The sequence below is a fragment of the Pseudomonas sp. S06B 330 genome (genome assembly GCF_002845275.2).
Classification (GTDB): Bacteria; Pseudomonadota; Gammaproteobacteria; order Pseudomonadales; family Pseudomonadaceae; genus Aquipseudomonas.
The window spans coordinates 42,624-59,283 of the sequence record NZ_CP088149.1 but is presented as its reverse complement, the minus strand read 5'-3'; the positions used below and the strand labels follow the sequence as shown (position 1 = coordinate 59,283).

Annotated in this window: 18 protein-coding genes; 6 read left to right on the top strand and 12 right to left on the bottom strand. The window is 60.2% G+C overall.

What is annotated here, in order from left to right:
* Positions 1-5: 5 nt before the first annotated feature.
* From CX511_RS00305 to phoB, 3 genes are all read right to left on the bottom strand, one after another.
* Entirely contained in the window at positions 6-1,346 is a 1,341-nt protein-coding gene (locus CX511_RS00305; protein WP_045186207.1) for a hemolysin family protein, read from the bottom strand.
* 115 nt (positions 1,347-1,461) lie between these two features.
* A complete protein-coding gene (gene phoR / locus CX511_RS00300) occupies positions 1,462-2,772 on the bottom strand; it encodes a phosphate regulon sensor histidine kinase PhoR (RefSeq protein ID WP_045186205.1) in 1,311 nt (436 codons plus the stop codon).
* 42 nt (positions 2,773-2,814) lie between these two features.
* Positions 2,815-3,504, bottom strand: coding sequence for a phosphate regulon transcriptional regulator PhoB (phoB, locus tag CX511_RS00295; RefSeq protein WP_028942483.1), 690 nt, complete (start codon positions 3,502-3,504; stop codon positions 2,815-2,817).
* A gap of 145 nt (positions 3,505-3,649) precedes the next feature.
* On the opposite strand from phoB, the gene CX511_RS00290 reads away from it, so the two are divergent.
* A complete protein-coding gene (locus tag CX511_RS00290) occupies positions 3,650-4,021 on the top strand; it encodes a COG4315 family predicted lipoprotein (RefSeq protein ID WP_101293873.1) in 372 nt (123 codons plus the stop codon).
* Between the two features lie 31 nt (positions 4,022-4,052).
* Here CX511_RS00290 and ubiA read toward each other — a convergent pair whose 3' ends face one another.
* Together ubiA and CX511_RS00280 are read right to left on the bottom strand one after the other, a co-directional pair.
* Complete coding sequence (gene ubiA, locus CX511_RS00285; RefSeq protein WP_045186201.1) at positions 4,053-4,943, bottom strand: 4-hydroxybenzoate octaprenyltransferase; 891 nt, start codon at positions 4,941-4,943, stop codon at positions 4,053-4,055.
* Entirely contained in the window at positions 4,943-5,467 is a 525-nt protein-coding gene (locus tag CX511_RS00280; RefSeq protein WP_045186199.1) for a chorismate--pyruvate lyase family protein, read from the bottom strand. The genes ubiA and CX511_RS00280 overlap by 1 nt, the downstream gene beginning before the upstream one ends.
* Before the next feature lie 208 nt (positions 5,468-5,675).
* Between CX511_RS00280 and CX511_RS00275 the strand changes: the two genes are divergently transcribed.
* From CX511_RS00275 to CX511_RS00260, 4 genes are all read left to right on the top strand, one after another.
* Positions 5,676-5,843 (top strand): rubredoxin, encoded by a 168-nt coding sequence (locus tag CX511_RS00275; protein WP_045186198.1) that lies wholly within the window; start codon positions 5,676-5,678, stop codon positions 5,841-5,843.
* A 33-nt stretch (positions 5,844-5,876) separates the two neighbouring features.
* Entirely contained in the window at positions 5,877-7,025 is a 1,149-nt protein-coding gene (locus tag CX511_RS00270) for an NAD(P)/FAD-dependent oxidoreductase (RefSeq protein WP_101293874.1), read from the top strand.
* 187 nt (positions 7,026-7,212) lie between these two features.
* The gene (locus tag CX511_RS00265; protein WP_003213368.1) at positions 7,213-7,488 is read left to right on the top strand and encodes an HU family DNA-binding protein; all 276 of its coding nucleotides are present in this window, start codon (positions 7,213-7,215) and stop codon (positions 7,486-7,488) included.
* A 203-nt stretch (positions 7,489-7,691) separates the two neighbouring features.
* A complete protein-coding gene (locus CX511_RS00260; RefSeq protein WP_045186194.1) occupies positions 7,692-8,066 on the top strand; it encodes a helicase in 375 nt (124 codons plus the stop codon).
* Between the two features lie 22 nt (positions 8,067-8,088).
* Here the strand turns inward: CX511_RS00260 and CX511_RS00255 are convergent, their stop codons facing one another.
* The 6 genes from CX511_RS00255 to exbB form a co-directional block, all read right to left on the bottom strand.
* Complete coding sequence (locus CX511_RS00255) at positions 8,089-9,489, bottom strand: aminoacyl-tRNA deacylase and HDOD domain-containing protein (protein WP_045186193.1); 1,401 nt, start codon at positions 9,487-9,489, stop codon at positions 8,089-8,091.
* Positions 9,490-9,567: 78 nt separating this feature from the next.
* On the bottom strand, positions 9,568-11,643 hold the full coding sequence (recG, locus tag CX511_RS00250) for an ATP-dependent DNA helicase RecG (protein WP_045186191.1): 2,076 nt from the start codon (positions 11,641-11,643) through the stop codon (positions 9,568-9,570).
* 9 nt (positions 11,644-11,652) lie between these two features.
* Complete coding sequence (locus tag CX511_RS00245) at positions 11,653-12,573, bottom strand: hydrogen peroxide-inducible genes activator (protein ID WP_045186190.1); 921 nt, start codon at positions 12,571-12,573, stop codon at positions 11,653-11,655.
* Between the two features lie 93 nt (positions 12,574-12,666).
* Positions 12,667-13,404, bottom strand: coding sequence for an energy transducer TonB (locus CX511_RS00240; RefSeq protein ID WP_045186189.1), 738 nt, complete (start codon positions 13,402-13,404; stop codon positions 12,667-12,669).
* Entirely contained in the window at positions 13,401-13,826 is a 426-nt protein-coding gene (exbD, locus tag CX511_RS00235; protein ID WP_038615935.1) for a TonB system transport protein ExbD, read from the bottom strand. The genes CX511_RS00240 and exbD overlap by 4 nt, the downstream gene beginning before the upstream one ends.
* Before the next feature lie 3 nt (positions 13,827-13,829).
* A complete protein-coding gene (exbB, locus tag CX511_RS00230) occupies positions 13,830-14,825 on the bottom strand; it encodes a tonB-system energizer ExbB (protein WP_045186188.1) in 996 nt (331 codons plus the stop codon).
* A 196-nt stretch (positions 14,826-15,021) separates the two neighbouring features.
* Between exbB and CX511_RS00225 the strand changes: the two genes are divergently transcribed.
* Complete coding sequence (locus tag CX511_RS00225; protein WP_045186187.1) at positions 15,022-15,879, top strand: SDR family oxidoreductase; 858 nt, start codon at positions 15,022-15,024, stop codon at positions 15,877-15,879.
* Between the two features lies 1 nt (position 15,880).
* On the opposite strand, the gene CX511_RS00220 is transcribed toward CX511_RS00225, so the two are convergent.
* Positions 15,881-16,615 (bottom strand): hypothetical protein, encoded by a 735-nt coding sequence (locus CX511_RS00220; RefSeq protein ID WP_045186185.1) that lies wholly within the window; start codon positions 16,613-16,615, stop codon positions 15,881-15,883.
* Between the last annotated feature and the right edge of the window lie 45 nt (positions 16,616-16,660).

Sequence of the window (16,660 nt, the reverse complement as noted above, 5' to 3'; positions counted from 1 at the left end):
GCGTATCAATCGAGCTTGAGAACCTTGGCCAGGACGATTTTCGGCCCTTTCATCTTCTTGATGATAATGCGCAAGCCTTCAACTTCCAGGAGCTCTTCTTCTTCCGGTACCCGTTTGAGAGTCTCGTAGACCAGGCCGGCAAGGGTTTCCGCCTCGATATGATCGAGGTCCACGCCAAGCAGACGCTCGACCTTGAACAGCGGCGTGTCGCCACGTACCAGCAGCTTGCCAGGCTGATAGGCGAGGATGCCACGTTCAGCTTTACGGTGTTCGTCCTGGATATCACCTACCAGTACTTCCAGCACGTCTTCCATGGTCAGGTAGCCAATCACCTTGCCATCTGCTTCTTCGACCAGGGCGAAATGCGCGCCGCCTTTGCGGAACTGCTCCAGCAGGTGGGCCAGGGGCATATGGCGAGATACGCGTTCCAGCGGCCGGGTCAGTTCAGCAAGGTTGAAGGACTCCGGAATATGGTCGAGGTCAGCCAGTTCCAGCAGCAGGTCTTTGATGTGCAGCAGGCCAACGAACTCGCCGCGTTCGGCATCGAATACCGGGTAACGGCTGAATTTGTGCCGACGGAACATCGCCAGGATTTCCTTGAGCGGCGCATGGGCGTCCAGGCAGACCATGTCTTCACGGGAGTTGGCCCAGTCGACCACTTCCAGTTCGCCCATTTCCACGGCCGAGGCCAACACACGCATGCCTTGGTCGCTGGGGTCCTGGCCACGGCTGGAGTGCAGGATGAGTTTCAGTTCATCGCGGCTGTAATGGTGTTCGTGGTGCGGGCCTGGCTCACCCTGGCCGGCGATACGCAAAATCGCGTTGGCGCTGGCGTTGAGCAGGTAGATGGCCGGGTACATCATCCAGTAGAAGAGGTACAGCGGTACGGCGGTCCACAGCGACAGCAGTTCTGGTTTACGGATTGCCCAGGATTTGGGCGCCAGTTCACCGACCACAATGTGCAGGTAGGAGATCACAAAGAAGGCGCTGAAGAACGATACCGCTTTGATCACCTCCGGTGATTGCACGCCGACAGCGGCCAGCAAGGGTTCGAGCAGGTGCGCGAAGGCTGGTTCACCGACCCAGCCCAGGCCCAGGGAGGCCAGGGTGATACCCAGCTGGCAGGCAGATAGGTAGGCGTCTAGCTGATTGTGTACGGTGCGCAGGATCTGCCCACGCCAGCCATGCTGCACAGCAATCGACTCGACCTTGGTCGAGCGCAATTTGACCATGGCGAACTCGGCGGCAACGAAAAAGCCGTTGAGCAGCACCAGCAGCAGAGCAAAAAGAATCATGCCGAAATCGGCGAAAAGTGAGGTGAGGCTAATACCAGGGGAAGGGTCCATGATGGGGTTTTACGGGGTCCGTCGTTTGAAAAAAGAGAGAAATGCAGTGCCAGCAGTCGCTGGCACAGGTCCGTCAATGTAGCGGGTGAGGGCGCGATTGCCTAGGGGCGAGCCTTCACGAGGCTAGACGCTGGGCAATCTGCATGGGGGCGAAATGGCAGGTAAAGGTGCTGCCATGACCGGGTACGCTACTGATTTCCAGGCGCGCTCGATGGCGCAAAAGTACGTGCTTGACGATCGCCAGGCCCAGGCCGGTGCCGCCGGTGTTGGAGGCGCGGCTGGAGTCGACCCGGTAGAAGCGCTCGGTCAGGCGTGGCAGGTGCTTGGCGTCGATACCGATGCCTGAGTCCTGCACGCTAAGGTGCGCGCCCTGTTCGTCGGCCCACCAGCGAATGCGGATCTGCCCTTCGTCCGGGGTGTACTTGACCGCGTTGAAGATCAGGTTGGAGAACGCGCTCCGTAGCTCCGCTTCGCTGCCCTTGAGGTATATACCTGGCGTGGCTTCCAAGGTGATGCGCTGGTTACGCTGCCCGGACAAGGCCTGGGCATCACCTTTAATCGATTGCAGCAGGGCGTCGACCGCTACCGGCTGGTTATCCGAGGGGTAGTCGGTGGCTTCAAGCTTGGCCAGCAACAGCAGGTCGTTGAGCAACGTTTGCATACGTCCGCCTTGCTGCTGCATCTGCTGCAGCGCCCGCACCCAGCGTGGATTTACCTCTTCGACGTTGTCGAGCAGGGTTTCCAGGTAGCCAGCAATTACCGTCAGTGGTGTACGTAGTTCGTGCGAGACGTTGGCAACGAAATCCTTGCGCATCTGTTCCAGCTGATGGATGCGGGTAACGTCGCGCACCAACATCAGGTGTTCGTTATTGCCATAGCGGGTGATGTGCAACTGCACACGCAGGCGATCATTGATCGGTGAGGGGATCTCCAGCGGTTCGAGGTAGTTCTCCTGTTCGAAGTACTCCTTGAAACGTGGGTGGCGAACCAGGTTGGTGACAGGCTGGCCGCTATCCTGTGGGGTTTTCAGGCCCAGCAGGGTTTCGGCGGCACGGTTCCACCATTCCAGATTGCCGTCGCTGTCGAGCATGATCACCGCGTCCTTGAGCGCAGCGGTGGACTCTTGCACCCGATCGATCACTGCTTGCAGGCGGCCGCGCACACGTTGATCGCGACGTTGCAGGTGATAAATGCTGTCGAACACCTCGCCCCACAGACCATAACCGTCAGGTGGTGCCTCATCGGGCTTGTGCAGGCGCAGCCACTCATGCAAGCGCAGCAATTGCTTGAGGGTCCAACCCAGGTAGAGCGCCAGGCCCACGGCCAGACTCCAACCGTAGTAGCCGCTGATCAAGCCAACCAGCAGGCAGGCGGTAATCAGCAATAGCATGTGGCGAATCAGGGTGCCATGCCAGTTCTGGTTCAATTAACGACGCGTCCTTTCCAATACTTCGGCGTAGATAGCGGTTCAGCTCTTGGTGGAAAAGCGATAACCGGTGCCACGGACGGTTTGTACCAGATTTTCGTAAGCCTCACCCAGCGCCTTGCGCAGACGACGGATGTGCACGTCGACGGTGCGTTCTTCGACATAGACATTGCCGCCCCAGACCTGATCAAGCAACTGGCCCCGGGTATAAGCGCGTTCCTGGTGGGTCATGAAGAACTGCAGCAAACGGTATTCGGTTGGGCCCATTTCGGCCGGTTTACCATCGATGGTTACCCGGTGGCTGATCGGGTCGAGCAGCAGGCCCCCCACCTCAATCGGTGCCTCGCCATCGCTTGGCCCGGCGCGGCGCAGTACTGCCTTGAGGCGGGCTACTAGCTCACGCGGGGAGAACGGCTTGGTGATGTAGTCATCAGCGCCGACTTCAAGCCCCTGGATCTTGTTGTCTTCCTCACCCTTGGCGGTGAGCATGATGATTGGAATATCGCCCGTCAGTTCATCGCGCTTGAGGCGTCGGGCCAGCTCGATGCCCGACGTGCCCGGGAGCATCCAGTCGAGCAGGATCAGGTCCGGCTTGCGGTCGACGATGATGGCGTGGGCCTGCTGAGAGTTTTCTGCTTCCAGGCAGTCATAGCCGGCCATTTCCAATGCAACGGCGATCATCTCGCGAATTGGCGCTTCGTCGTCAACGATCAGAATGTTTCTGCCAACCATGCTTGAACCTCTTCCATTAACGGTGTCTTGGCCCGCATTAGATAACGGAATTATTGCAGTCGTGTGACAGGTCGTGGGCAGCGCTGCAACATTCAGTTACTGGGCTAGGCTTAAATTCCCTCTCCCGAGAAACACGGTGGATCCAATGACACGACATACGCTGAACTGGATGGCGCTTTGCACTGCAGTGGCTCTGGCCTTGCCGGGGATCGCGTCGGCCCATCACACCATGATGAAAGACGGAGTGATGGTCGATCAAGCCGGCATGACGCTGTACACCTTTGACAAGGATTCGGGTGGAAAATCCATGTGCAACGATGAGTGTGCCAAGAACTGGCCGCCGCTGATGGTCAAGAACGGCGACATGGCCGAGGAGGGTTGGTCACAGATCGAGCGCGACGACGGTTTGATGCAATGGGCTTACAAAGGTAAACCTGTGTACACCTTTGTCAAAGACAAGAAAGCTGGAGACATGACCGGCGATGGCATGAAGGATGTCTGGCACGTGATCAAGTAATCGCAAGCACGCGCTGTCTGCCTGCGGGCAGTCAGCGCGCTGCGTAGTCGATGACGATACTGATGAACACCAGCAGCCCGGCCCAATGGTTATGCAAAAAGGCTTTGAAACAGGATTCGCGATCCAGTTTACGGGTCGTCCAGAACTCCCAGATAAAACACGCCAAGGCTGCCAGCAGCCCCACGTGGAACCAGCCACCCAACTCGAAGCGGTTGCCAGCCATCAGCAAACAGCCCAACGACAATACTTGCAGGGTCAGGATGATCACCCGATCAGCCTCACCAAACAGGATCGCAGTGGATTTGACCCCGATCTTCAGGTCGTCATCGCGGTCGACCATGGCGTAGTAAGTGTCGTAACCCACGGTCCACAGTAGGTTGGCGATATACAGCAGCCAGGCAATGGCTGGCAGCTCGCCGTTGGCGGCGGTGAAGGCCATGGGAATACCCCATGAATACGCTGCGCCAAGCACTACCTGTGGATAGTAGGTGTAGCGTTTCATGAAGGGGTAGCAAGCCGCGAGCGCCACCGCGCCGAACGACAAGTAGACAGTGCTGGCATTGGTGCATAACACCAGCAGAAAACTCACACCGACCAGCACGGCAAACAGCATCAGTGCTTCTCGAGCATTGATTCGACCGGCGGCCAACGGGCGGTCGGCAGTGCGTTTTACGTGACCGTCGACTTTGCGGTCGGCGAAGTCGTTGATCGCGCAGCCTGCGGCCCGCATCAGCACCACGCCGAGCGTGAAGATCAGTACATTGGCCACAGTCGGCGTACCCTTGGCAGCGATCCAAACCGCCGAAAGGGTGGGCCACAGCAGCAGGTAGATACCGATTGGGCGGTCCATGCGGCTCAGCTGAATGAAGTCCCAGGCCCGTGGATGCAGACGATTGAGCGACTTGAGCAGCTGCACGTACATCAGTGGATCTCCCCAGGAATCTCAGCAGCCTGCCACAGCGATGGCAGGAAAACTTCGGCAACCAATACACTCAGCGCTGCGCGGTCAAAGCGCGAACGGCGCCCCCAGAGCGCGTTGCTGGCGTCTATGGCCGGTAACCAAGCGCTGGGATAATGGCAGACTTCAATGGCGCGGCGAGTGAATGCCTGGTCACAGAACAGCAGCTCACCCAAGGAGCGGCTGCCCAGCGCTTCCATGTCCAGCCCACCGCTTTCCAGGGCGCTGCGCGCCGCTACGCTACGGGCGAATACCCAGGCCTGGCCATGGCCACGCAAGTACACTTCGCGTACCCAACCTTCACTGTTGAGCGGCAATTCCAGTGCCTGACATTCGTCGTCACGCAGGGGCTGCCAGCCCTCGTAAAGGGGTGTAACAGAAAAGTGATCGGCGGATAATCGAGTCAGGCGACGGGTCAATGATCCTTGATCGAACAACCAGTCGAGGAGCGCAGGCGTTGCGCTGTCTGCTACCTGAGAGTACTGCAACCATTCTGCAGCGGGCGCTTGCGATGTTTCGTACGGCACGATGGTATGGATTAACAGGCCAAAGAGACCGCGAGCTTAGCATGATTGCCCGATCCGGCTTGCATGCTGGCACCTGGCTCCAGTACAAAGCCCCCTTCTTAGATGGTCGCCACTGTAATTACACCGAGAGCGGCCACTCCAATGCCTGGGTTTGTTGAGGAAATATGTGATGAAAAAGTGGCAGTGTGTTGTTTGCGGCCTGATCTACAACGAGGCCGAAGGCTGGCCGGATGATGGCATCGCCCCAGGCACCCGTTGGGAAGACGTCCCGGCAGAGTGGCTGTGCCCGGATTGCGGTGTGGGCAAGATGGACTTTGAAATGATTGAAATCAACTGATCACTGTTTAACCAGGACACAAGGAAATATGGCATGACGGCACCCGTGGTAATTGTCGGTACAGGGTTGGCGGGCTACAACTTGGCCCGTGAATTTCGCAAGCTCGACAGCGATACGCCGCTGCTGTTGATTACCGCTGACGACGGTCGTTCCTATTCCAAGCCAATGTTGTCCACAGGTTTTGCCAAGAACAAGGATGCCGACGGCCTGAGCATGGCCGAGCCTGGCGTCATGGCTGAACAGCTCAAGGCTGAAGTGCGCACCCACACGCGCATCAGTGGCATCGACCCGGGCCACAAGCGCCTGTGGATTGGTGAAGAGCAGGTGACCTATCGAGACCTGATCCTGGCCTGGGGCGCGCAAACCGTACAAGTGTCGGTGGAAGGCGATGGTGCTGAGGCGATCTTCCCGATCAACGACCTGGAAGATTACGCCCGCTTTCGTGCTGCCGCTGCCGGCAAGCAGCGGGTGCTGATCCTGGGGGCTGGGCTGATCGGTTGTGAGTTCGCCAACGACATGAGCCAGGGAGGCTTCCAGGTTGAGTTGGTCGCGCCCTGCGAGCAAGTCATGCCGACCTTGCTGCACCCGGCGGCAGCTGGCGCCGTGCAAGCCGGCCTGGAAGGGCTAGGGGTACGCTTCCATCTGGGGCCGGTACTGACCCGGCTGCAGCGCGTTGCAGGTGGGCTCGAGGCCCATCTGTCCGATGGCACGCTGATCCCGTGTGACCTGGTGGTTTCCGCTGTCGGCCTGCGCCCACGCATCGACCTTGCCGCCGCTGCGGGGTTGCAGGTCAACCGGGGCGTAGTCGTCGACCGCCAGTTGCGTAGCTCCCATGCCAACATCTACGCCTTGGGCGACTGCGCCGAGGTCGATAGCCTCAACCTTCTGTATGTCATGCCGTTGATGAGCTGCGCACGTGCTCTGGCGCAAACCCTGGCCGGTAACCCGACGGCGGTCACCTACGGCCCGATGCCAGTGACGGTGAAGACGCCAGCCTGCCCACTGGTAGTATCGCCGCCGCCCCACGGGCGTGATGGCACCTGGCAGGTTGAAGGACAGGGCATGGACCTCAAGGTGCTCTGCCATGATGCCGACGGCAACTTGCTCGGTTACGCCCTGACGGGCTCGGCGGTGATGGAGAAGCTGGCTCTAAATCGGCAACTTCCGGCGTTGATGGCGTAAATAGCTGGCGTTCTGTCGGTTTTCCCCTGCCTTTGCCTTAACAATGGCCGCCCAGAGACTGGCGCGGCCCCGGACGGCATGCCATCCTCACTCCCGTCTGCCGCAGTTTAGAGCCTGCGGTGCCTTGGGCGCTGTTCTCGAAGAGCAGCACGGCATAACAACAAAAAACCGTCTAAGAGGCTTCACTATGCGCAAACCAGAACTCGCCGCAGCTATCGCTGAAAAGGCCGATCTCACCAAAGAGCAAGCCAATCGCGTGCTCAACGCTGTGCTCGAAGAAATTACTGGCGCCCTGCATCGCAAAGACAGCGTGACGCTGGTCGGCTTCGGTACCTTCCTGCAGCGCCACCGCGGTGCTCGCACTGGCAAGAATCCGCAGACCGGTGAGCCCGTCAAAATCAAAGCCAGCAACACCGTTGCGTTCAAGCCAGGCAAATCCCTGAAGGACAGCGTCAATCCGTGATGCCTCACACAGGTTGATTGCAATAAAAAACGGGCACCCGATCACGGTGCCCGTTTTTTATTGCCGGGCCAGCTGCGAACGAGGGAATTACGTGGTTACAGAGGCAACAGCGCTGAACTTCGCGAAAAGAGCGGCAAAGTATGGTGTTTTTGTAGCGAGACTATAAACTGCTTCGCCAGTCACTTTTTAGCCGAGGCGCGCATATGAAGTTTCGCTTTCTCCTTTGGGCCATGGGGTTGTTGATGGCCAAGGCCAGTCGCAAAAACCCGGCATTCCAGCAGCAACTGGCCGACAAGGATCTGGTGTTCCAGCTGCAGACCCTCGATGGCAAAGTTGCGCGGCATTTCATCGTCAAAGATTTGCGTATCAGCAGTCAGTCCGGCACACACCCCCAACCTGCGTTTGCCATCGCTTTCAAGGATGCAGCGTTCGGCTTTGCCACCCTGCAAGCGAAGAACAAGCAATTGGCGTTCATGCAGGGTATTCAGGACAAGAGCATCCAGATTAAGGGCAATCCGGCACTGGTGATCTGGTTCCAGGGCCTGATGAAGTACTTGAAGCCGAAGAAAAAGGCCTGACCTCCTCGGTCAGGCCATAGGCTCAGTGCTGGCTAAACTGTGAAGCCAGCTCGCGCAGCAGCGCTTCTGCTTCCAGCACTTTGTTCACCACGTCATCGGCCTTTTCACGGCTGATGCTCAGGCGCTCAAGCAGTTCGTCGGGGATCGGCTGGTTCGGGCCCGAACCAATTCCGCGGGTGCGCAGCAGGCGCACCGCCAGGCACACCAGATTGGGAAAGGCGGCGTAGTCACCATCGTACTGTGGGTCGTGCTGGAAGCGCAGCGCGGTGGCCAGCTCCTCGGGCATATCCCACATGCGCATTAACCACGCCCCGATCTGTTCGCGGCTGATCCCCAGCAGGTGCTGTTCGACGTAGCTGTGGCATAGGTGCGGGTTGACCTCCAGATGACGGCAGATCAGCGAGAAATGCGGCGGAAACACATGCGCCAGTAGCAGATAACCGAAGTTGTGCAGCAGTCCGGCGAGGTAGGTCAGGCCCGCTTCTGGACGTTCTGCACGTGGCATGGCGCGGGTCAGGCCTTCGATCACGGCGGCGGTGTAGATTGACTGCTGCCAGTAAGGTGTTGCTTGCTGTGGATGATCCTTGGGCAGGCTCAGGGTCTTGCCAAGCGCCAGTCCCAGCGCCAGATTGATCACCAGGTCAAAGCCCAGCACGCGCACGATGGCATCTTCGACCGAGCGAATCTTGCCCGGTGAAGCGTAGTAGGGCGAAGCCGCCCAACTGACGACTTGGGCGGCCAAGGCCGGGTCGGTCTCGACCACGCCAGTAATGTCGTCGATGGTGGCATTAGGGTCGACGCGCAGCTTGATGATTTTTTGCGCGGTTTCCGCCAGCGGTGGAATCTCGATGGTGTTTTCCAGGCGCTGCTGGATTCGTCGAGCGGTAAATGCCTGGACCGCCTGGCTGATCTCTTCGCGGTCGTCCGTCGGGCGATCGAGGTTCGGACGGATGCTGCTCAGTGGCTCACCGAAATTGCCCGTGCTGGCTTTGCTAAGCATTTTCTTGAAGTCATCGCGCTCGAACTCCAGCAGCATGCCGTCTTCACCGGAGTGCACCAGCAGACGCTCAGGTTTCAGCAGGCTTTCTTCATAGAGGCACGGTGAACTGGTCAGCGCCGCAAGGCCAGGGAGCTTCTTCAGGCCATGCTTGTCGAGCATATGCTTGAGGCGATCCAGAGGCACGGCGGCCAGCTTGCGACCGGTCAGTTCGGCGAGGCGATTGAGGTCGAGCAGGTGGCTCTGTGGAAACAGCACCATCAGGGCGCCGACTTCGTCATCGAGCAGCACCGCCTGGACCTTGCGCTCAGGTAACAGGTTTGGGTTGTCGAGCACTTCGCGATAGGCGATGCCGAGCTTTTCCAGCAGCAGCCGGATAACAGACGGAGCGTGGGGGGTTGCGGTGTCCAGGGCAACTTCAGTCATGGTCTGTATCCAGAAATTTTACAATCGCAAGAGTATAACCAGCTTGAGGTCCTAGCTGGATCCATTCTGGGACGGGCGTCACACCTGTCCATATTGCTGGCCATGGCGCAGCCAGCGGTCCAGCAGTGGGCTGACATGCTCAGGCCAGCGCGCCAGCAACGCCTGAGCGGCATCACGCACGGCCGGTAGCAGATCGGCATCGCGCATCAGGTCGGCGACTTTGAACTGCAACAGCCCTGTCTGGCGGGTGCCTAGCATCTCGCCTGGGCCGCGCAGTTCGAGGTCTTTCTCGGCAATGATGAAGCCGTCATTGGTTTCGCGCATGATTCCCAGCCGTTCACGACCGATCTGTGACAGCGGCGGATGGTAGAGCAGTACACAATGGCTCGCCGCGCTACCGCGGCCGACCCGACCACGCAACTGGTGCAGTTGGGCCAGGCCCAGGCGTTCAGGGTTTTCGATGATCATCAGGCTGGCATTGGGTACATCGACCCCGACCTCGATCACTGTGGTCGCCACCAGCAGTTGCAGATGACCTTGTTTGAACTCGGCCATGACTGCGGCCTTTTCAGCGGGCTTCATGCGCCCGTGGATCAGGCCAACACGCAGCTCGCCCAAGGCGCTGCCGAGCTCTTCAAAGGTAGTTTCCGCGGCCTGACAGGTCAGCTCCTCGGACTCTTCGATCAAGGTACAGACCCAATAGGCCTGACGCCCTTCAGCGCAGGCGGCGCGCACCCGTTCGACCACTTCGAAGCGCCGGCTGTCAGCTACCAGCACGGTGTTGACCGGGGTGCGTCCGGGCGGCAGTTCATCGAGGATCGAGGTGTCCAGGTCGGCGTAGGCGCTCATTGCCAGGGTGCGCGGTATTGGCGTCGCGGTCATGATCAGTTGGTGTGGGCAGAGCTGGCCGCCAACACCTTTCTGACGCAGGGCCAGGCGCTGCTGGACGCCAAAACGATGTTGTTCGTCGATGATCGCCAGGGCTAGATTCTTGAACTTCACTTCGTCCTGGAACAGCGCATGGGTACCGACCACCATGGGGGCGCCACCTGCAATTTGTTCCAGAGCGCTGGCCCGGGCCTTGCCCTTGAGCTTACCGGCCAGCCAGGCGACTTCAATGCCCAGCGGCTCCAGCCAGCGCTTGAAGGTCACGAAGTGCTGTTCAGCGAGAATCTCGGTGGGTGCCATCAGCGCGACCTGATAACCCGCCTCCAGGGCTTGCAGGGCCGCGAGGGCGGCAACCACGGTCTTGCCGGCGCCAACGTCGCCCTGGACCAGGCGCAACATCGGCTCCGGCTGGCTGAGGTCGTAGGCAATCTCGTTGCCGACCCGTTGCTGGGCGCCAGTCGGGGCGAAGCCAAGGTTGGCCAGGTACTGCTGGGGCAAACGCGTGGCTTTGGGCAGTACCGGCGCCCGTTGTGCGCGCAGGCTTTCGCGCAGGCGTTGCTGCGATAGCTGATGGGTCAGCAACTCTTCGAACGCCAGACGGTGCTGGGCCCAGTGTTGACCTTCGGCAAGCTCATCGACATCGGCATCGGCGGGTGGGTGATGCAGGTAGCGGATGGCATCGGCGAGTGGTGCGAGTTGATAATCCCGGGCCAGTTCCGCTGGCATCCAATCGGGCAGGCTGCGTGGGCCGAGCATCGCCAGGCTCTGCTGGCACAGCTGGCGCAGGCGTTGCTGGGTAAGGCCTTCGGTGGTCGGATAGATCGGTGTCAGGGTCTGTTCCACCGGTGCCGGTTCGTCGCCAGTCAGGGCGCGGTACTCCGGATGGTAAATTTCCAGGCCAGAGGCACCGGGACGGGCTTCGCCGTAGCAGCGCAGATGGGTGCCGCGCTTCATGCCTTCCTTTTGCGCATTGCTGAAGTGATAGAAGCGCAGGCTCAACACGCCAGTGCCATCACCCAGGCGCACCAGCAGGCTGCGGCGCTTGCCCATGACCACATCGGTGCCGCTGACCACGCCTTCGATCACCGCATCCTGGCCAGGGCGCAGGGCTCCGATCGGGACCACACGGGTGCGGTCCTGATAGCGCAAGGGCAGGTGGAAGAGCACGTCCTGGAGGTTCTCCAGGCCGACCTTGGCGAGCTTCTCGGCCATGGCTTCGCCCACGCCCTTCAGTGCAGTCACCGATACCTGGGACAACTCCGGCATGGCGACTTCCTACTGGCTCACAGTGGGTTTTGCCACCGAGCACAGGCGGATGGAGTCGGCGAGGATCTCGATCGCTTTCGGTCGCGGGAAGCTGGCGCGCCAGGCGATTGCCACGGTGCGAAACGGTGCTGGTGGGCTCAAAGGGCGCACTTCGATGACCCCAGGGGCATAGTGATGGCTGTGGACCGCCGAAAGCGGCAGGATCGACACACCTAGACCCGAGGCCACCATGTGGCGGATCGTCTCCAGCGAGCTGGACTCGACCGTGGTGTGCTTGGCACCGTCACTGCCTTTGGCCAGGGTTGGGCACGCCTCGAGCACCTGATCGCGGAAGCAGTGGCCTTCACCCAGGAGCAGCAGGCTCTTGTCGTTGAGCAGGCTGGCGTCGATGGTCTCTTTCTTGGTCCACGGGTGTTCGCTGGGCATCAAGACATAGAAGGGTTCATCGTACAGGGGCAAGGTCAGGACATCGGCCTCGTTGAACGGCAGGGCGATGATCACCGCGTCGAGCTCACCGTTGCGCAGCTTGTCGCGCAGGATGTGCGTGAAGTTCTCTTCGATGTACAGCGGCATCTGCGGGGCGACCCGGTGCAGCTGCGGGATCAGGTGCGGGAACAGGTACGGGCCGACGGTGTAGATCGCACCGACTTTCAGCGGTGCGGTCAGCTGATTCTTGCCGGCCTGGGCCAGTTCGCGGATACCTTGGGCTTGTTCCAGGACCTTCTGGGCCTGGGCGACGATGCCTTCGCCAACCGGGGTCAGGCGTACCGCGCTTTTGCTGCGCTCGAAGATCAGTACACCGAGCTCGTCCTCAAGCTTCTTCACGCCTACCGACAGAGTCGGTTGGCTGACGTGGCAGCGCTCGGCGGCATGGCCGAAGTGTTGCTCTTGGGCGAGGGTGACGATGTAGCGCAATTCTGTGAGGGTCATAACGTGCGTCCATGAAGTTGCGGCCCCAGCATAGCGGCTGCAATCGATAGACGCACGTTATCAGAGTTGCTTGTTTGTGACAGAAACAAAGCGTTAGCGCTTGTCCAGCGAGTAGACGAAAGGCGCAATCACCTCGATGCTGCCGTTATTGAGCAATTCCTTAGGCGGTGGAGGTACAGGCTGCGCGCGACGGATCATCTCCAAGGTCGCTCGATCCAGTGCTGCGCTACCCGAGCCGCCAGCTAAGGTGTACGACAGGATCTTGCCTTCGCCATCCACCACGAATCGCAGTCGGTTGATGCCTTCCATGCGCATGCGCCGAGCGTTTTCCGGGTAGCGCTTGTACTTCGCCAGGTGACGCAGCAGGTCGCTCTGCCAGGTTGGCAGGGCATTGCTGTTGGTGGCGATGCTCGGCGCTGGAGCAGCCGATTTTTGCGTCGGCGCTGTTGTCGGCGGGGTATCGACCACTTCTTCGTCGGCTGGCTTTTCCTGCGGCGGCTCAGGCTTTTTCTCAGGCTTGGGCGGCTGCGGTTTAGCTTTAGGCTTGACCTGTTTGGCAACAGCGATCTTTGGCTTCGGTGCCTCGGCCAGCTTCGGCAACGGCGGTTCTTCGACCGGCGCTGGCGGCTGTGGCGGGGTTACCACTTTGGGGGGCGGTGGCGGTGCCGGTTCCGGCATCGGGGCCATCTCGATCATCATTGCCGCAGGCGGCAGCTCGATTGCCTGGGGGACCGACCAATTGAGCGTCAGCAGCACGGCGATGGCATGGATACCCAGCACAACCGCCAGACTAGTGCTGTAACGCGCCAGCTTATGCCGCGTCTTGATCATTTCTTGGCTGCCGTCTCAAGACCGACCAGACCGACTTTCAGGTAACCGGCCGCGCGCAGTGAGTTCATGACTTCCATCAAGTCACCGTAATCCACGCCTTTGTCCGCCTGGAAGAAGATCGTGGTGTCTTTATCGCCCTTGGTCTTGGCGTCGAGTACTGCACCGAGCTGGTCGCGTTGGACCTGCTCTTCGCCGACATAGACATTCTGGTCGGCCTTGACGCTGAGGAATATCGGCTTTTCCGGCCTCGGCGCCGGCTTGGCGGTTGAGGCGGGCAGGTCGACCTTGATATCAACGGTTGCCAGAGGCGCTGCCACCATGAAGATGATCAGCAGGACCAACATCACGTCGATGAACGGCGTGACGTTGATTTCGTGGTTCTCGGCGAGGTCGTCGCCACCTTCGTTAAGATGCAGGCCCATGGATTACCCCACTTTCACCATGTGAGGTGCAGTGGCGCGTTCACCTGGCTGATGGTCCAGGTCGCGGCTGACCAGCAGCAGGACTTCAGCCGAGGCGTCCGATACCTGAGCCTTGTAGCCAGCGATGGAACGGGCGAAGACGTTGTAGATCACAACGGCCGGGATCGCAGCAACCAGGCCCAGCGCGGTGGCCAGCAAGGCCTCGGCGATGCCTGGGGCAACCACCGCGAGGTTGGTGGTCTGGGTTTTGGCGATGCCGATGAAGCTGTTCATGATGCCCCATACTGTACCGAACAGACCGACGAACGGTGCGGTGGAACCGATGGTGGCCAATACTCCGGTGCCGCTGCTCATGTTACGGCCGCTGGCCGCTACCAGGCGCTCAAGACGGAAGCTGACGCGTTCCTTGATGCCTTCTTTCTCACGGGCATTCGCCGAGAGGCGCATCTCATCCAGAGCATCGTGGACCAGGATGTGAGCCAGGGTGCCCTCTTTATTGGAGCAGTCGCTGGCTTCCTTGAGGGTGGTGGCACGCTTGAGGGCAGCGATTTCGCCACGCAGGCGACGCTTGGCGCCCATCAGCTCGAAGCCTTTGGCGATCCAGATGGTCCAGGTGATGATCGAGGCGATGGCCAGGCCGATCATGACGATCTTGACCACGATGTCGGCGTTTTTGTACATGCCCCATGGCGACAGGTCGTGGGCCATGCCCAGGCTGGTGTCTTCGACCAGTGCTTCGACTTCTTCGGTTTCGCTGACGGGCTGACCATCAACTGGCGCGGCGGCAGCGGCGGCCGGGCTTGCAGCAGGATCGGCCTGGGTGGCTGGCTGGCTGGCGCCGGGCACAGCAGGGGCTACGGCGGCAGCGGGAGTAGCGGCAGGAGTGGTCGGCTCATCGGCCAGTGCAGCCGGGGCCATGACCAGGCTGAGCATCAGCGCGGCAATGGCGCGCCATGCGCGCGGCGTGGTTGGCGAAGCGGAAGGTTGAATACGTGTCATGCTGGCCGGACCTGATGAAGAAGAAAGAGGTGGTTGTCCTTCTAGGCCTCGAGACAGGCCGAGAACAAAATTTGGGCAGCCATTATTGCAAGTAATTCTTGTTAGCAGAAGTAATAAAGTTACTTTTTTTCCACTATAGCTAGCCGCCTATCGATTTATTTGGATAGGCTGGGCCTTTGATTTTTGGAGTTTCAGGATGTCTGCGCCTTCAGTTCTGGTCGTCGGTTGTGGCGATGTCGGTGGCCGTCTGGCCAAGCAAATGCAGGTCGGTGGCTGGCAGGTCAGCGGGCTGCGCCGCAGAATCGAGCAACTCCCTGAAGGGGTAAAGGGCATTGCTGGCGACTTGTTCGACAGTCGTTGCCCTGACGCCTGGCCGATGGAGTCGCCGGACTACCTGGTCTATTGCGCAGCCGCCAGCCAGCACGATCAGGCGGGTTATCAGGCGGCTTATGTTGAAGGGCTGCGCCATGTTCTGAGCTGGCTGGCCGAGCGTGGTCAGCAGCCGCGGCGCTTGCTGTTCGTTTCGAGTAGTGGCGTGTATGCCCAGAAGGAGGGCGAGTGGATCGATGAAACCTCGGTGACCGAGCCGCACAATTACACCGGAACGGTGATGCTTGAGGCCGAGCGGTTGGCGCTGGCCAGCGGCATTCCGGCAACCATCGTGCGCTTGACCGGTATCTACGGCCCAGGGCGTGAGTGGTTGCTTAGCCAGGTTCGTCAGGGTTATCGGGTAACTGAAGAGCCGCCGCTGTTCGCTAATCGCATTCATGCTGACGATGCTGCCGGCTTGCTCGCTTTCTTGCTCAAGGCCGATGATCAGGGGCAGGTGCTTGAGGGTTGCTACATCGGCGTGGACGATGCACCAGCAGCACTGGCTGACGTGGTGGCCTGGCTACGCCAGTACATGGGGGTCACGCAATGGTCGGAGCAGGAACGGGTGCGTCGCACCGGCAGTAAGCGTTGCAGCAATGCCCGTGCTCGGGCGCTGGGCTGGGTGCCACAGTACCCGAGCTACCAGGAAGGCTATGCAGCGATCCTGGAAGGCAAAGGCTGAGTCAGTCGCGCTCAAGTAGCCACTGGCGAGGGCCAGGGCTGAGTTGCGGTTTCTCATCAGGCTGCGCACTGTTCAGAGCACGCAGAATTTCAAGTTGATCACCGTCGCGCTTGAAAATATACGGTGCGCCGCGCTGATTGCGTTCTAGCCAGAGGCTGTCGTTGGCGCCGCTCATGTCGGCGCAGTCGCCAGCCAGGCAGAGGGCGTAGCGGTCCAGGCTGGGCAAGCCCTCGACAACACCATTGTCGCGAAAATGCACCGTTCCGCCTTGACCTGGGCCTGCCATGATCTTCCACTCGCCACCCAGGTAGGCACTGTACAGGGCCTGCTCGAAGGTGGTGCCGGTACGGGCGCCCATTGGTGCGGGGCTACGGGCTTTCTCGAAGCTTTGTTGAGGCGACCACTGACTGGTGTTCTGGACCAGCTCATCACCGTCCAGCGTCAGGGTTTCGACGTGGTTGCCAGGGAATACCACCTGGTATTGCTTGTCACCAGCCGTGAGCTGGCCTTCTGCGAGTTCAAAGCCATTATCAACGCTGGCTTGTCCAGCGGCGATATTGAGCTTCCATTCGAAGTTTGGGCCGTTGTCTTTCAGGGCCTGGCGCAGGCTGATGCCTTTGGCAGCGCTATCGATGGCTTTCTGGTTGATCCAGATGCCGTTGTAGTCTTCAGGTTTGTGGCTTGCGCATCCGCTCAGCAGTGCAGCAGCCAGGGTCAGGGCGAGCGCTTGGCGCATGGCGGGGTCCTTTCCGGGGCAAAGCGAGGGCGGGCCAGGCGGCCC